General features: G+C 37.0%; 16 protein-coding genes and 1 tRNA gene. 6 read left to right on the forward strand and 11 right to left on the reverse strand.

Annotated elements, in window-relative coordinates; translation table 11 throughout:
• Positions 1-181: 181 nt before the first annotated feature.
• From rplT to thrS, 4 genes are all read right to left on the reverse strand, one after another.
• Complete coding sequence (rplT, locus tag CXF85_RS08545) at positions 182-541, reverse strand: 50S ribosomal protein L20 (protein ID WP_101228116.1); 360 nt, start codon at positions 539-541, stop codon at positions 182-184.
• Between the two features lie 16 nt (positions 542-557).
• Complete coding sequence (gene rpmI / locus CXF85_RS08550; protein ID WP_033080618.1) at positions 558-752, reverse strand: 50S ribosomal protein L35; 195 nt, start codon at positions 750-752, stop codon at positions 558-560.
• 168 nt (positions 753-920) lie between these two features.
• Entirely contained in the window at positions 921-1,478 is a 558-nt protein-coding gene (infC, locus tag CXF85_RS08555) for a translation initiation factor IF-3 (protein ID WP_101228117.1), read from the reverse strand.
• Between the two features lie 125 nt (positions 1,479-1,603).
• The gene (gene thrS, locus CXF85_RS08560) at positions 1,604-3,514 is read right to left on the reverse strand and encodes a threonine--tRNA ligase (RefSeq protein ID WP_101228118.1); all 1,911 of its coding nucleotides are present in this window, start codon (positions 3,512-3,514) and stop codon (positions 1,604-1,606) included.
• Between the two features lie 374 nt (positions 3,515-3,888).
• Between thrS and CXF85_RS08565 the strand changes: the two genes are divergently transcribed.
• Positions 3,889-4,614 (forward strand): hypothetical protein, encoded by a 726-nt coding sequence (locus CXF85_RS08565; protein WP_101228119.1) that lies wholly within the window; start codon positions 3,889-3,891, stop codon positions 4,612-4,614.
• 719 nt (positions 4,615-5,333) lie between these two features.
• On the opposite strand, the gene CXF85_RS08570 is transcribed toward CXF85_RS08565, so the two are convergent.
• Positions 5,334-7,013: an NAD(P)/FAD-dependent oxidoreductase gene (locus CXF85_RS08570; protein WP_101228120.1), complete on the reverse strand. Its 1,680-nt coding sequence runs from the start codon at positions 7,011-7,013 to the stop codon at positions 5,334-5,336.
• A 147-nt stretch (positions 7,014-7,160) separates the two neighbouring features.
• Here CXF85_RS08570 and fdxA point away from each other — a divergent pair, with 147 nt between their 5' ends.
• The 5 genes from fdxA (at position 7,161) to CXF85_RS08595 (ending at position 11,065) form a co-directional block, all read left to right on the forward strand.
• A complete protein-coding gene (gene fdxA, locus CXF85_RS08575) occupies positions 7,161-7,496 on the forward strand; it encodes a ferredoxin FdxA (protein ID WP_101228121.1) in 336 nt (111 codons plus the stop codon).
• Positions 7,497-7,596: 100 nt separating this feature from the next.
• On the forward strand, positions 7,597-8,517 hold the full coding sequence (locus CXF85_RS08580; protein WP_101228122.1) for a fructosamine kinase family protein: 921 nt from the start codon (positions 7,597-7,599) through the stop codon (positions 8,515-8,517).
• Positions 8,518-9,069: 552 nt separating this feature from the next.
• Positions 9,070-9,267: a CPXCG motif-containing cysteine-rich protein gene (locus CXF85_RS08585; protein ID WP_101228123.1), complete on the forward strand. Its 198-nt coding sequence runs from the start codon at positions 9,070-9,072 to the stop codon at positions 9,265-9,267.
• A gap of 163 nt (positions 9,268-9,430) precedes the next feature.
• The gene (locus tag CXF85_RS08590) at positions 9,431-10,843 is read left to right on the forward strand and encodes an MATE family efflux transporter (RefSeq protein ID WP_101228124.1); all 1,413 of its coding nucleotides are present in this window, start codon (positions 9,431-9,433) and stop codon (positions 10,841-10,843) included.
• A 145-nt stretch (positions 10,844-10,988) separates the two neighbouring features.
• Positions 10,989-11,065, forward strand: a tRNA-Val gene (locus tag CXF85_RS08595).
• A gap of 328 nt (positions 11,066-11,393) precedes the next feature.
• Here CXF85_RS08595 and CXF85_RS23375 read toward each other — a convergent pair.
• The 6 genes from CXF85_RS23375 to CXF85_RS08625 form a co-directional block, all read right to left on the reverse strand.
• On the reverse strand, positions 11,394-11,783 hold the full coding sequence (locus CXF85_RS23375; RefSeq protein ID WP_101228125.1) for a helix-turn-helix transcriptional regulator: 390 nt from the start codon (positions 11,781-11,783) through the stop codon (positions 11,394-11,396).
• Positions 11,784-12,556: 773 nt separating this feature from the next.
• Positions 12,557-13,213, reverse strand: coding sequence for a hypothetical protein (locus tag CXF85_RS08605; RefSeq protein WP_101228126.1), 657 nt, complete (start codon positions 13,211-13,213; stop codon positions 12,557-12,559).
• Between the two features lie 138 nt (positions 13,214-13,351).
• On the reverse strand, positions 13,352-14,083 hold the full coding sequence (locus tag CXF85_RS08610; protein WP_101228127.1) for a hypothetical protein: 732 nt from the start codon (positions 14,081-14,083) through the stop codon (positions 13,352-13,354).
• A gap of 147 nt (positions 14,084-14,230) precedes the next feature.
• Entirely contained in the window at positions 14,231-14,419 is a 189-nt protein-coding gene (locus CXF85_RS08615) for a hypothetical protein (protein ID WP_101228128.1), read from the reverse strand.
• 370 nt (positions 14,420-14,789) lie between these two features.
• Entirely contained in the window at positions 14,790-16,067 is a 1,278-nt protein-coding gene (locus tag CXF85_RS08620) for an IS4 family transposase (protein ID WP_332870687.1), read from the reverse strand.
• Positions 16,068-16,359: 292 nt separating this feature from the next.
• Positions 16,360-17,067: an FRG domain-containing protein gene (locus tag CXF85_RS08625; protein ID WP_157829049.1), complete on the reverse strand. Its 708-nt coding sequence runs from the start codon at positions 17,065-17,067 to the stop codon at positions 16,360-16,362.
• Between the last annotated feature and the right edge of the window lie 28 nt (positions 17,068-17,095).

Here is a 17,095-nt window from a genome sequence, read left to right on the forward strand (position 1 = left end):
TATTTTGGTTAAAGATTAAATATTTTCAGCATCTATAAAAATGCTGCTTAACTAAAGTTACTTAAGTTAGCGCTGAGTAATAACTTTAGTTAAACAGTATTCGCTTAAAAATAAAAAGGACGCTATAAAGCGTCCTTTTTTTCAAGCTTAGCTAATTTAGCTGAGCTTACATTCTATTTTCTTAAGCAGCTAAAGAAGCTTGCGCTTTTTCAACTAAGAACGTGAATGCTGCTTTATCGTATACTGCGATGTCAGCTAGGATCTTACGATCTATTTCAATAGAAGCCTTTTTAAGACCATTAATGAATTTACTGTAAGATAAACCATTTTGACGAGCTGCAGCGTTAATACGCGTAATCCAAAGCTGACGGAACTGACGTTTACGTTGACGACGATCGCGGTAAGCGTACTGACCTGCTTTAGTTACTGCTTGGTAAGCAACACGATAAACACGGCTACGTGCTCCGTAATAACCTTTAGCTTGCTTTAGAACTTTCTTGTGACGTGCACGAGCTTGTACACCACGTTTTACTCTAGCCATTTTCTATATCTCCTAATTAACCGTGACGTAAAAGTTTTTTAACTGACTTAATGTCAGATGCGGCGATCATGCATTTAGCACGAAGATGACGCTTAACTTTAGTACGACGCTTAGTCAAGATATGACGAAGGCCAGCTTGTTTGAACTTGTAGCCATTGGCTGTTTTTTTAAAGCGCTTTGCAGCACCTTTATTCGTTTTCATTTTAGGCATGAGAATAACTCCGCATTTATACCCGTAGGTATTGCCAAACATTAAGTAGATAGGGCGAAAGTAACCAAGAAAACTTGAATACCTTACTTGTAAGCCTTAACTACAGCGTAAAGATAAAGTTGGTGTATAGGAGATTTAAAAATCTCCTATTACTTATAAAACCAAGTTTTATCTATTTTTAGGGGCTAAGACCATCACCATTTGACGTCCTTCCGCACGACGCGGGAAGAACTCGAGCACTGTAAGCTCTTCTAAATCGTTTTTAACACGAGTAAGAAGCGCTAAACCTAGCTCTTGGTGGGCCATTTCACGGCCACGGAAACGTAAAGTTACCTTGACCTTATCGCCGCCTTCTAAAAAGCGTTTCAGGTTGCGTAGTTTTACCTGATAATCGCCTTCATCTGTACCAGGTCGGAATTTAATTTCCTTAACCTGAATTTGTTTCTGATTTTTACGTTGTTCTTTCTGCTCTTTCGCTTTTTCGTAGATAAATTTACCGTAATCCATCACACGACAAACCGGAGGCTTAGCAGTAGGGCTAATTTCAACCAGATCAACACCAGCGTCATCCGCTTGGTCCATTGCTTCATCTAATGTAACGATGCCACCAGGCTCTCCGTCAAACTTAATTAAACGAATTTCGTTGTCTAGGATATCTGTAATTAACTCATTCAAACGATGAGCTGGCTCTTTACGCCCGCCTCGTTGTCCACCTTTAATAGCCATGTTCCTCCAAAGAACTCTTTAATCTATTTATTTAATCTCTGCCTTTATTCTATAGAATTATAGAAAAGGCAGACTATTTTGCTTTTATTATATTATCCGTTTAGTACTTTATCGTTATTTAAGTCTTACTGACGTGTTTTAACTTCATCAGATAACTTAGCAATAAAATCATCAACCGACATTTTTCCTAAATCTTCACCACTTCGAGTTCGAACGGATATTTCACCTGATTCCATTTCTTTGTCACCGACAACTAATAAATATGGAACTCGCTTCAAAGTGTGCTCGCGGATTTTAAAGCCTATCTTCTCATTTCTCAAGTCTAATTTTGCTCTAAAGCCATTTTCTTTTAGTTTTTTAACAACTTTCTCACAATATGGCGCTTGTTTATCAGTAATATTCATAATTGTGGTCTGAATAGGTGATAACCATGTTGGAAACTTGCCAGAGAATTCTTCGATTAAAATACCAATAAAACGCTCTAATGAACCTAAAATTGCTCGGTGAATCATTACCGGAGTATATCTTTCGTTGTCTTCACCAACATAAGTTGCACCTAAACGCTCTGGTAAGGCAAAATCAAGTTGTACTGTTCCACATTGCCAAGCACGACCTAAACAATCCATTAAAGTGAATTCTATTTTAGGACCGTAAAAAGCACCTTCACCTGGTAAGTATTCAAAAGCAATATTACTGTCTGTTAATGCTTGTGCTAAACCAGCTTCAGCTTTATCCCAAATTTCATCACTGCCAATACGATTTTCAGGACGAGTAGAAAGTTTAACAACAACATCTTCAAAGCCAAACGAGCCATAGACGTCATAGACCATTTCGATACATTTTTTCACTTCAGCTTGAACTTGTGATTCCATACAGAAAATATGAGCATCATCTTGAGTAAAGCCACGAACGCGCATCAAACCATGTAAAGAGCCTGAAGGTTCATTACGATGACAACAGCCAAATTCAGCAATACGCAATGGTAAATCACGGTAAGACTTCAAACCTTGATTGAAAATTTGAACATGACCAGGACAGTTCATTGGTTTAATCGCGTATTCACGCTTTTCAGAGGTAGTAGTAAACATACCATCTGCATATTTGTCCCAGTGACCCGATTTTTCCCAAAGACTTCTATCCATCATCATTGGCGCTTTAACTTCGTCATAATCATATTCGTGTAATTTTTCACGAATAAATTTCTCTAACTCAGTATAAATAGTCCAACCATCGTTATGCCAAAACACCATGCCTGGCGCTTCTTCTTGCCAATGGAATAAATCTAATGTTTTACCAATTTTACGGTGATCACGTTTTTCAGCTTCAGCTAAACGTACTATATAAGCTTTAAGTTGCTTTTTATCAGCCCATGCTGTGCCGTAAATACGTTGCAACATTTTGTTATCTGAATTACCACGCCAATAGGCACCAGCTACTTTCATTAATTTGAACTGATGACAATGACGCATGCTTGGTACATGAGGACCTCGACACATATCAATGTATTCTTGATGATGATATAAAGCCGGCGTATCAGTTTTCTCGATGTTTTCATCAAGAATTTGTAATTTGTATGTTTCACCACGTTCAGTAAACGCATCGTAAGCGTCTTGCCACGTACCTGTTTTCTTAACTACTTCATAACCCGTACGAGCAAGTTCTGTCATACGTTTTTCAATTTTGGCTAAATCGTCTTCAGTAATTGACTCTTCAAGGTCAATATCATAATAAAAACCATTTTCAATCGTTGGACCAATTGCCATTTTAACATCTGGGTATAACTGCTTAATAGCATGCCCTAATAAATGCGCACAAGAATGACGAATTATCTCAAGACCTTCGCTGTCTTTATTGGTGATAAGTTGCAAAGAGGCATCTTGGGTAATTAATTCGCACGCATCAACAAGGTTTCCGTCAATACGGCCAGCAATGGTTGCTTTAGCAAGACCAGGGCCAATATCAAGCGCAACATCCATTACAGATACAGCTTGTTCAAAAGAACGTTGAGAACCATCAGGGAGAGTAATTACAGGCATGTTTTTTCCTTATTCAGTGGCGGCACACACGTAGCGTCGCTTGAGTTTTAATAGTTAAAAATAAGTGGTATTAGCTGCTGCATCTTGCAATCGCTTAATCATGTTCATCCTGAACATAAAAAAGAGCATATAGCTCTTTGTTTAGAATTCGTTTTTTCTGCGGATGATTGTAAAAGCCTTACCCTTTTTAAACAAGGGTTTTCACAAGCTTTGACCAATTAAAGCATTTTAAGTCTTATGATAGGCAATACTATGGTTTAACCCAGCTATATAAGTAGGATAAATGACAAAGCGATAAGCACAGATCTACATAGCACTTTACAGGGAAATCAGTAATACTGATAACAATAGTACTTAATAACTAGCTGAGTTTAGTGAAAATATTTACCCTTTTAACAACGTTCCTGCTTTTTATCTCTCTATCCTTCGCACACGCCACAGAAAACCCATGGAAGTTATGGAAAAAGAACAGTTCACAAAGTGTCAGTTCTCGCCCCGCTATAATTGATGGCAATATTGACAAAAACCTCATCGAAATTAAAGCGACAGCAATAGTCCGCTCAAGCCTGTCTGGATTTTTAGTCTTTTTAAAAGATGTCGACAACACCCAAAACTGGTTAATTAATGCCCGTGAAAGCAAAGTAATTAAACAATACTCAGCGCAACAAAATAGCTTCTATATAAAGCTAACTAAAATTTGGCCATTACAACCAAGAATTTTAATACTAAATTCTCTATTTTGGCAAAACGATGACTTAAGTCTTGAGATAAAATTAACAGATGAAGCAAACGTTGAAGACTACCTGCTTTCTTCTGTGAACAATTTCGACGATTATTTACAAGTAAAAACTCATAGCGCCCATTGGAAAATAATACCGAAGCAATTAGAAGATGAAGGTAGCGGAATTGTTATTGAATATACTTTTATCGCTGATGGTCGGGGAGACACACCAAAGTGGTTGGCTGATCATTTTGCACTTAAGTCTATTTGGAAAAGTATACGTAATATTAGGCGTCAGTTACCACAAGAAAAATGGCAACAACAAACAGTTAAAGGTATTACTGAATTATCTACAATACCTTTAACTGATAAACCTTAACGAATAACAACGAGAGCATCACCAATAACCAAGACATCAAAAGCTTAGTCAGATTTCAATCATCCTGAATCCATTCATCGTCATTCCCGAGTTCTCTTGTCGGGAATCCATCGGCACAATAAAACCAAAAAACTGGATTCCCGATTAGACACTTCGGGAATGACGGCGAGAGTTTGGCGCTACCCATCTACAAGTAACTTAAGCCAAAATTGTTTACCGAAAATTCAACGAATTACGTTTATGTTACTTAGAGGATAATGCATCACCAATAACCAAGACATCAACAGCTTAGTCAGATTTCAATCATCGAATGATAAAGGCTTGGAAAATTAATGTAAATGGCTATTTAGTTAACCCCAGAGCTTGCTGTTAACGTCATCTTCGAAGTCTCTGATCGGAACGTAGCATGGACGCTTCTTATTAGACAATGCAGGACGCATATTGTCCTGATCCATTGTCTTTTAGAAACTAGATCCAGGAGAATGTGCATCCTGCATTCTATTCTAAGTAACTTAAAATTAAGTTGTTGATTTTTAGGCAAAGAACAAAAGTATAAACACCGTCATCTTCGAAGTCTCTGATCGAAGATCCATCACTCTTTATAAACTGGATCCAGGAGAATGTGCGTCCTGCATTCTCTAATAAGTAGCATCCATGCTACGGCCGATTAAAACACCACGGGAATGACGTGCCTAAGCCAGATGCATAGGCACATTAATTTACTGCTCTGCTGTAATCGCTAATGCCATTGCTTCAGCAATTTTAATACCATCAATACCAGCAGATAAAATTCCACCTGCATAACCAGCACCCTCGCCCGCAGGATACAAACCTTGTGTATTAAGACTTTGCAGACTCGCTTTATCACGGGTAATTTGAATAGGTGATGAAGTGCGTGTTTCTACTGCGGTTAATGTTGCTTCCGCCATCGAGAAACCTTTAATTTTCTTATCAAAAGCCGGTAATGCTTCTCTAATAGCAGCGATAGCATAATCAGGTAAGGTTTCACTTAAATCACAGTAAGTAACACCGGGTTTATATGACGGAGCAACACTACCGTGATCGCCACTTTTACGTCCTGCAAGAAAATCTCCTACAAGCTGTACCGGTGCATCATAATTTTCGCCACCCACTTTAAACGCTTTTTCTTCTAATTTACGTTGGAATTCCATACCCGCAAGTACATAATCTCTATCTGAAGCAAATTCACTGGTGATGAAATCTTCCGGTTCAATACCAACAACAATAGCACTATTGGCATTACGTTCAAGACGAGAGTATTGACTCATACCATTGGTCACTAAACGGCCTTCTTCCGAAGCAGCGGCAACAACAGTGCCCCCTGGACACATACAAAAACTATAAACCGAACGACCATTACTACAATGGTGAACTAACTTATAATCTGCAGAGCCTAAAATTTCATTACCGGCATTATTGCCAAAGCGTGCTTCATCAATAACCGCTTGTTCGTGTTCAATACGAAAGCCAACAGAGAAGGGTTTTGCTTTCATGTAAACACCCTCATCAAATAACATACTAAAGGTATCACGAGCACTATGGCCAATGGCTAAAGCAATATGATTAGTCTCTATATGATCACCATTAGAGAGCGTTAAACCGGTAACTTTTTTGTTTTGGTAACCTTCAATGCCTTCTGCTGTACATTCATTACCGTCAACATCAGTAAAGTGAATTTTATCAACACGCTGGTTAAATCGAACTTCACCGCCCAACTCAAAAATTTTAGCGCGCATTTTTTCAACCATGGTAACTAATTTAAACGTACCAATGTGTGGCTTACTGACATAAAGAATTTCTTCTGGTGCACCCGCAGCAACAAACTCATGCAGAACCTTACGACTGTAATGCTTAGGATCTTTCACTTGGCTATAAAGTTTACCGTCTGAGAAGGTACCTGCGCCGCCTTCACCAAATTGCACATTTGATTCAGTATTAAGTATTTTTTTACGCCAAAAGCCAAAAGTATCTTTGGTACGTTGTCTTACTTCTTGACCACGCTCTAATACAATGGGATTAAAGCCCATTTGTGCCAATACTAAGCCAACAAATAAACCACAGGGTCCCATACCAATAACAACGGGACGATTTTTAAGGTTCTTTGGTGCTTCACTAACAAATTTATAAGCCATATCTGGCGTTTCTTTTACTTGAGTATCATCGGTAAATGTTGCAAGCAGCGCTTCATTAACATCCGTTTCCACATCAAGGGTATAAATAAGGAAAATACAATTTTTCTTACGTGCATCATAACCACGTTTAAACACGGTGAATTTTATTAACTGAACATCTTTAATGGCGAGTTTAGTTAAAATAGCTTGTTCAAGTTCGTGCTCTTGATGGTCAAGCGCGAGTTTAATATTGGTTAAACGAATCATTCTTTGAGATCCAGCATAGGAAGAGTAATATTTTTCACTATTTTACCTGTACGCCATCATTTTAGAAACAAGAGATTGAATTTGCCCTCAACAAAGGTATGATCCACACCACTATTAAGACAAAAATTAACAGATTTAGATAAAGCCATGGCATTTGTAGTAACTGATAACTGTATATTATGTAAATACACTGATTGTGTCGCAGTGTGTCCAGCTGATGCCTTTTATGAAGGACCAAACTTTCTTGTGATAAGTCCTGACGATTGTATTGATTGTGACTTATGCCCTGTTGAGTGTCCTGCAGGGGCAATTTATCAAGAAGATGAAGTACCAGCAGACCAAAAAGAGTTTATTGAACTTAATGCCGAATTAGCAAAACACTGGCCTAGGATCACCGAAGTTAAGCCGCCGTTAGATGAAGCAAAAAAGTGGGATGGCATCACAGATAAAATTCAATATTTGGATATACAGTCAGACGACTAGCCATCTAACAGGCTCATCTGCCACACAATCTATCGCTCTATAGGAAAGCAGCTATACTACATAAGATATAACATTAGGTATAATCACCTTGGAGATATCTATGTGGCATAGCATAGAACAAGCCATTAGCGCTGAAACTGGCAAGCCGTTTTATATTTCTGAAAAAAAAGAAATATCCACAAGTATTGGTAGCACCTCTTCATTAAGTAGTTTAATTGATAACAAAGCGCCCCCCTCCAATTTGTCGTTCAAAATTACAGATGGTCACCGGAGTTACTTTTTAAAAATTAATAACAAAGACTATTTAGATCACTTTCAAGCCGAAGCTTACTCATTAAAGCAACTTAATACACTGGCTAATATTGCCAGCCCAACCGTAACCAGTATCGGCACCAGTTTAGACAAAAGCTTTTTGGTGCTAGATTATGTTGATTTTAGTAAAGCAAAACCTATGCTTTGGTATCAACTCGGTCAAAAACTCGCTCAAATGCATTATGAAACCCGCCATGGCCAATTTGGTTGGCAACATGATAATTTTATCGGTGACACAATTCAACCTAATCACTGGAGCAGTAACTGGACTACCTTTTTTTCTGACCAACGCATTGCTTGGCAACTACAATTACTGTCAGAGCGTTCCGTTATGCTGGGTAATATTGAACATATCACCCAAGTTTGTCACGATGCTTTACTTCATCATCATGTAACACCCTGCTTAGTGCATGGTGATTTGTGGCAAGGTAATACCGGCTTTAGCGGTGAACAAGCGATGATTTTTGATCCTGCTTGTTATTATGGTGACCGAGAGGTAGATATTGCTATGACCGAATTATTTGGACATTTCCCTGATGATTTTTATCATGGTTACCAAGCAGAATATCCTTTAGATGCGGGTTATGAGCAACGAAAATTAGTCTATAACTTTTACCATATCCTCAATCATGCCAATGTTTTTGGCGGTATTTATATTGACCAAGCAAAAGCCGCATTATCACGAATAATGTCACTACCATTACATTAACAAATTACATGCCTATATAGTTAACTCAGAAGATTACTGTAAACGTCATCTTCTAAGTAACATAAGGTTACTATAATCGTCATATTCTAAGTAACATAAGGTTAAACTGTTGATTTTTAATCAAAGAACAAGAATGTATAAATCGTCATCTTCGAAGTCTCTGATCGAAGATCCATTGTATTTTAGAAACTGGACCCAGGACAATAAGCTCAGGAGAATATGCTCCTGCATTCTCTAATAAGGTACTTCCTGTACCGTCTGCATTGTCTGCATTGTCTGCATTGTCTGCATTGTCTGCATTGTCTTCATAAGTGGCACCCATGACATAAGGCACAAGCGCGAATAAAAATGTTACTGGTAGATGGTTGGGGCGCAGCAGCTGATTTGCTAATAAGTACCATCCATGGCACGACAAATTAAGATACGATACAGATCAAAGACCTAGTCAATAATCATTAAAACAGAGGGCTATTTTTGGTAATTTAGTTAAAAATAGTCATACTTGTATCAAACCCGATAATTACAACTGATACCATTCTCCCCGGAGGCTATATGACAATTAAACTCACTGAAAAACGAATTACTTGTCCACACTGTGGCCACCATCTGCATACAACAGTAGATGCCACAGCAGGCGATCAAGATTATTATGATGAATGCCCTGCTTGCTGCATGGAAATTCACTACCATTTACATATCGATGAATATAGAAAGACGATTGAATTAACCGTTGAGAGTGATGATGACTAGGTGTTTTAACTCAACTGCCCATTCCTACGTTTAGATCTAATAACCTGACAATACCACTTTACTTTTTAAGACATTTTTTGCCTTGTTTGCTCAAGCTATCTCCTCTATGATGCATGAAGTTTCGCGATAACCGATCCCTCCCCTTACTAAAGTTACCAATGACATGAACCTAGCCGACTTTTTCACCCACAGTAAAAGCTTATTAAAGCTCACTTACCCTATTTTAATTGCACAATTAATTCAAAATTTAATGGGCTTTGTTGATATTGTCATGGCAGGTCGTGTTAGCGCCACTGATCTAGCCGCAGTTGCCGTAGCCAATAGCATTTGGTTACCCTTAATATTGACCATTTATGGGCTAATCATGGCGCTTTCTGCGATCGTTTCACAGCTTGCAGGTGGGGGGAAATATACTGATATAGTAGAGCAAACCTATCAAACCGCTTGGATAGCGCTAGTGCTCGGTATTTCGTTAATAGGGCTTTATTACCTACTCACGCCTATAATCGCACCAATGGTTACCTTAGATGGCAACCTTGAAGTATTAATGTTTGATTATTTAGGTTTTATTGTCTGGGGCGCTCCAGGGTATTGTTTATACCTAGTATTAAGAAACTACTCTGAAGGACTTTCATACACTAAGCCAACCATGATCATTAGCATCATAGGTTTACTAGTTAATATCCCTGCTAACTATATATTTATTTATGGAAAATTTGGCATGCCAGCACTTGGTGGTGCAGGTTGTGGCCTCGCCACTGCATTAGTTTTTTGGTCAATGTTTATCAGTATGCTTATTTATTGCTTCTATTCAAAAGTACTGAAACAAGCCAATTTATTTAGTGCTTTTTACTGGCCAGTATGGACCGAAATAAAAGGTATTCTAGCCTTAGGTATCCCTATCGCGTTATCACTACTGTTTGAAGTCAGTCTATTTGCCATTGTTGCTATCATTTTAGTACCCTTTGGCTCGCAAGTGGTGGCAAGTCACCAAGTGGCCTTAAACTTTACCGGATTAGTGTTTATGGTACCGTTAAGTATAGCGATGGCGACAACCATTAAAGTCGGTTTTGCTATTGGGAATAAAAACTTCAAACAAGCCAGAGACTATACCATGTACTCCATTGTACTTGGCCTAGCCCTAGCTTGCTTTACCGCATTGATAACTGTTCTATTTCGAACTCAAATTGCCGCAATTTACAGTACCGAGGCGCCGGTGATAGAATTAGCAGCCAGTTTAATGTTACTGGCCGCTATCTATCAGTTTTCAGATACTATTCAGGTAGTTTCAGCAGGTGCATTACGTGGCTATAAAGATACCAAGTCTATTTTATATATAACCTTTGTTTCTTATTGGTTAGTTGGCTTAACAGTTGGTTTAATACTTGGCATGACTGACTGGATTGTTCCTAAAATGGGACCTTATGGTTTTTGGATAGGTTTTATCGTTGGTTTAACCACAGCGGCAATATTACTCGCTTGGCGTTTACACGTAATTCAACAGCGTATTAAAAATGCTGAGCTATTACGAGGTGATAAAAAGCAGGAAGATGACAGTCAAGAAGCGCAAGCCTAACTATTTACCAGACGACTAGACTCATATTCAACCACTTTGTTTATTTTAAAAGCATGTAGCACTTATTTATCAATGAATTAAACAAAATTGCTTGCAAGGCTATTAAGCAAAAGCTAGTATAGCCCTCGTTGAGTTATCAACATGTGCTCGCTTAGCTCAGTTGGTTAGAGTACTTGCATGACATGCAAGGTGTCACAGGTTCGAGTCCCGTAGCGAGCACCATATAATAGCAAAGAGCTACCTTCGGGTGGCTCTTTTGCTTTCTGCTATCCAAGCTCTATTCCAATTTGTACACACGATAAACATTCAAGCCGTGCCTATAATTATTCTATGATTTATTGCTAACGTTAGCAATGACCAATTGTTAACGTCAAATAATCGTGAATACTTTCCTGCAAAGATATGAGAAAACTGAAGTACTACTCTTTTTTCATACTTAGGGGGTCAACCCAAGCAGCAATATTTTGGCAATTATTCTAACAGTTTGATGGTTTAACTATATGAATAATATCTTGGGATACAATAATAGCCCTGTGATTTATTGACAGGATTATCTATTGTTTATCTTACCTAAAATCCATTGTTCAACATCAACTCTAACCCATGCTACAGAACGAGAAGATAACTGTATTGGGCTTGGAAATTCACCTTTATTTTTATAAGTGTATATCGAAGATCTTGATAGTCCTGTCATGCTTATAACTTCTTTGATTCTGATTAGGTCGCTAGGCTGCTTACTACGTGTCTGAGTTTGTTCAATACTCAGTTTTTGTTCAGGAATATTTGCTCTTGTTTGTTCTGATATATCTCGTTTTGTAAGCTGTGATTTAAATCCATCAATGTGTCGTTTAACTAACTGCAATTCATTAATAGTATTTTGGGTTTTAAGTGATAGTTGTTCTAAATACCCATTGAGAAGTTCAAACTCCAAATTATTCATGTCAGATCCTTTATTATTAAAGCTCTAACTATCAATGAAATTACGTACTTTTACCAAAAAATTTAATTGTACATATTGACCGAGTTTATCTGAGCTTTAAGCCAAATGGAGAATTGATATTAAATCTCATGGATACTTTGTCTTCATCTACAGAAGCCGTGACAGAAATATCTGTGTCGTTTACTTCTAGCGTAGTGCCAACAAAGCAATACTTAACTTTCGAAAAGTTTCTTTCTCACATTTCGTTGGCAATTGATTACGACCTAAGGTTCACCGTCAAGCAAGCTGCTAAAAAATGGGGGTATGTTGGGTTCGGTAGATAACATCATAAAGAATGAGAGCTGGCGGTAAGTTAAAGCGTAACCAAAAAAACCTTAGTACCTGCAACGCCCCTAAATTCTAGAGGCCATAAGTCACATCGTTAATGATTACTAAACTAATAGAAAGTATTCATTTAGTACCTATTAAGCTTAAGTTTCCTAAAATGATTACCTTATTAACTCTAATAATGTTTCTTATATAAAAGGTAATCATTTTGGGGGAATCACACTATTTCAAGCAACAAGAAGCCCACCGAAGTGAGCCGTTTGCAAAGCAGATTTATTTGCCTAAATACCACTTATAACAATTTCATAAGTGGTTGTTTTTCTAAAACCTGACATTTCTTAATTCGCTGGATAGGCTCACTGTTACCACAAAGAAGACATTAGCTCATGCGGTTAAAGGTTGTGATTGGATTAGAATTTGTATTGATAAATCACCATAGTCACTTGTTATGTATTGTGCTTCGCCAACACTACATTCTTGTTATAGAAGTCCACTGCAAAATCCGTTGCTTTAGAAATAAAATGATAACCAGTCATTGCTACAACTTCATATTGTGGACTTGCATCAACGACCCCAAGAACTTTGTAAGCTGATGGATGAATCAGCTTAGAGCTTAATTTATAGAAAAAGTCATAGTCTTCTTGGTATCCGTGAGTCTTTGCTAAATAGCGCATACGAAAACAATGAGTTTCAATATTTTCAAACGGAGATTTATCTAGCTCTTCTTGGATTATATTTTTATCATTATCAGAAAGCTCATAACCTACTGCTTCACATTTATTCATAAATGCATCATTAAGTTCGTCCCTATCATTCCCCAACTGAGCAAAGAACCTCTTCATGGAATGCTCATTTTGATTAACTTCAATAAGTATTAAATACAGTTCAAAAATATTGCGACTTGCTAGAGTCACGATAGAGCCATTATCCAAGTTTTTCAACCACAGCAGTATTTCATTATCCAATGCTTTAAATAAGTACATATTTAGCAAAAATATGTTACTTAACGAATCTGGCTTTCCCATCGAGACAGCAACAAAAGAAAGATCCCGATGGCAATCGTTAAGCATATCTTCTATTTTTTTTGGGTCATTTAACTTCATAAAAACTTATTACCATGCTCAAAGTGTTGCTAGAACTACCAACAATACATACCAACACCGCGTTTAGTGGACTAAAATTGTGGGTTGTAATGTGTAGTAAAGCGTAACCTACTGTTTTAGCTCCATTTAAACGCCTTGTTAAATTCCGTTCTCGAAGCATTCGTGGACAATATTTGATACTTTCCAAAACGGCTCATAGTCTTGCTCAACAGTCCTCGATAATGGGTAGATTATTTTATCAAATGATTCAGAATAGCAAACGAAAATGGCTTCGAAAACACCACATTGACTTAAAGCATATTGTGCATCCATGTAACCATCACGATTAATTAAATAATCCTGTTTTAAAAAATGCTTCTGAGCTTCTAGGTACTCATTTTTGTGCTCGTCTCTGATAACACCAGAAACACAATGCAAAGGTATTCTATGTGCAGCAGGATCTCTAAAATCTTTTAACTCAAAAAACCAGTCCTTGAACTCGTTAAGTCTATTTACTATTTCAGGGTGATATTGTGATAAGGCTTCCTGAAACTTGTTATTAAACAGGCCTACTCTGGTTCTCTTCTTGTTATTCTCATTAGCACCATCTATTAAGTTAAACTCGTGTTGAAGAGCCCATGCTAAATTATCTATTGCACCAATCATGTTTAAGTAGAATGCATTTAGTAATATATTGACCTCAGTCATTTTATAAGGGTCTAGCCTTTCGCCACCTGACTTGTTAATCACTTCGGTAAGTTTGTAATGACTTTCCATAATTTGAAGTGAACGCTGCCCATACCCATATTGAAGATAATCTTTGGGCTTCTTTTTGCTAATCGTAGCTGAAAGTTCCTGAAACTTACCTATTACAAACGAATCTCTAATCATAATCACCTAGGAAATTAACGCCCACTTAAGCAGACAAAAATAGTTGGTTGAAATGTGTAGCCAACCGGAACCTAATCAACTGTTTTTGTTCCGTTTGAAGTGCTTGTTATGTGCTGTACTCTCTTATTGACTCAAGAGATTACGAATTTACTTATTATTGTTTTTCGATGCAATGTAGGCTTTGCAAGCTTCTGCACGAATTGATATATCAATAGCCTTTTCACATTTTTCCCCATGAATAGAAAGTATATTCAAAGCCTCACCTAAATCCGTTATTAACACATTTCCCATTGTATATTTTTCTATTGCTTCTTTTTCAATATCACTTGGCTTCATATTTATTCCCGTTTAATCTGCTTGTTATTATGTGTAAGACCTAAACCAGAGCGGTTTACCGCCTTTACCTGAGTATTAGATTATTACATAAAAACGTATACGATCGTGAGCTTAGAAAGTTTAACCAGAAAAATACAAAAGATAAGTTCTTTCCCTGAACCTTAAAGATTAACGACTTGATTAATATGCTTTACTTTTAATATTTAACCAATCTAAAATTAGAATGAATACTAAGGCAGTCAGTGCCACATAAAGCATATTACTGAGAAGTCTCAGTAATATGACACAAGTGATTCATTAGAAAATATATGGCAAATATACTTGTGGCTAATGTCTCCTTTGCGCACATCAATGTCATTAACTTAAGGATTTAACACGTACGTTTATAATTCATTGGGTACTTATTTGTCTTGTTTCTACGGTCTTGTCGAACAAACTTACGATTGGGTCGAATAACACTTAAACTCTTTGATATTTTACTTATCAGTAATTCATATAGCTCAAGTTCAGCTAGCTTCATTGTGAAGCGAACTATATTATCTTTGAGCTGATTTATCGCAAAGGTAAAATTGATTTTATATTCGTAGAGCCTAGTGTTTTTAGGTTTCTTTATTTTTCGTTTTGCATCATGGATCGCAGAAGCTGAAAGGTTTTTGGTCAATAGCTTAGCGTGTAAATCTTGTAAAATACCTTCAACAGAAACACTAGAATAATTCTCAATATTGAGACGACTTTTCAATACTTTGTAATCTTCTTCAACTCCCCAGCGTTGGTGATATAAATCAGCAAAAATTGAAGTAGGATAAGCTTTCAAGTCAGTTAATGACGAAACTAAAACTTCTGATTCACCCGATGGCAAGTCAACTCTCACTAGCCTTAAACGTATGGACTCTGTAGATATGTTGTCTTTTCTACACCGACGAAGTGACTTCTCAGTGCAAGGGAAATCAACGATATCACTATATTCACCACTCTCTAAGAATGCTTTAATAATATTAGGGCTTTTAACAATGCGCATGCAAAAATCAACATTCTTTAGCATGTGGTACTTATAAAACCAAACGGCAGGGTAACCTCTGTCGTAAAGCACTAAGTCTCCTATTTCGGTTTTATTTAAATGCTTTAATGCCATTTCACGCTCACCTGTTGAATGGCTCTCTACCTGTAAATCTACAGTAATATTATTATTAACATCATAAAGTTGAGAAAGGCGAACGGCAGGCATAGAAGCTTGTGAACGTGCTTTACCAAAGTGATTGAGTAACTCATCAGAAATAGGTAATTGTGTGACTGAGCCGTCAACAGCTAACAACCTATGGCCCTGCCATTTATCAAGGGTTGCAGTTTCATAGTAGGCTTGAACTAAGTCATCATTTAATTCAATAAACGCCTTATGAGAGAGCTTCATTCTTGCTTTACAAAAAGCGGCTGTGCTGACTGATTTTGTTGATAAGTAGCTATCGTCTATAACATTGAAAAAACGAACAAGCTCAGCTTGAATTGAAGCGTTGAGAGCATTCAACATAAAACTCATTAAACGAGGAAAAGTAAGGGTTCTATTTCGAGTGAAATCAGTAGATTTTTTACGATGATTTTCTAAAAATTCAGTTGAATGAATTTTGTTGGTTAAATTTTGTACTATTTGAATTAAATACTGAACAGGTCATTTGTGATTTCTCTCTATTTTTAATTCATAGACAGGTTAGCAACAGGGTAACCTATTGTAAATATTTAAATTAACCTTAAGTTAATGACATTGTTGCGCACATTGCGGACATTGCGGACATTGCGGACATTAGCATTTAATCATTAGCGGTGATTTGGATTAGATTTTGTATCGCTACCCCCTTACTAAGCGGTAAATATAGTTGGCTAAAATATTTGAGGAACGACAAACAACCAACTGTGAATTTTCCGTTTAAATGCCTTATAGCAATTAATTACAAACCGAAATCTCTTTTGATTGATTTTGCTAAACCATCAAGGTCTGGAAACAGAAACTTATGAGTTACCCCTAACTTATGTAATTGTTTTCTTAACGCGGGTTTACTTTCTTTAGGTATTTCATATTTACCTAGATAATCTACTGAATTGCGATCAACTTTAACTTCCGTAAAACTATTTAGGCCACCTGGCATTGGGGATAAAGTAAAACAACCTTCTTGGGCTGCTACTCTCATATTTAAACTTGAAGAATTAAATCCTGTGATTTTTCCAATATTTTGAATTTCAACATATTTATCCATTACGAAGTTAGTCATTACTGAAACACCAAAAACTGCTCCATCTAAATGGTCAAGTTCAGGATTTTCAACAGCAAAGAATAAAGCTTTTAGTGGATTTAAACTCCAATCTAGTAATCTTGTAGGTAAACCGTGATGTTGTGCATGAATCAACCATTCAAGCGAATTTTTAGGTGGAGTCTTGAGGAGGGAACACCCATGTTTTTCAAAAGCACGTAAAATTTCTCTTTCTAAATTAGACCACTCGTAACTATTCCATATACCAATTGAAGAAGTATTAATTGAAGACACGTCAATTCTAGCAAGTGAAGGAAGCAGAGCCCATTGTGTATCTGCGTGACCACGATAATAGTTTACGTCACTAAAGTTATCAATTGAGCTTAAAAATTCACTAATTTCGCGCATAAGTATCCGTATTAGAGCTAACGCCGCA

The sequence above is a fragment of the Colwellia sp. 75C3 genome, assembly GCF_002836255.1.
In the GTDB taxonomy this organism is placed as follows: domain Bacteria; phylum Pseudomonadota; class Gammaproteobacteria; order Enterobacterales; family Alteromonadaceae; genus Colwellia.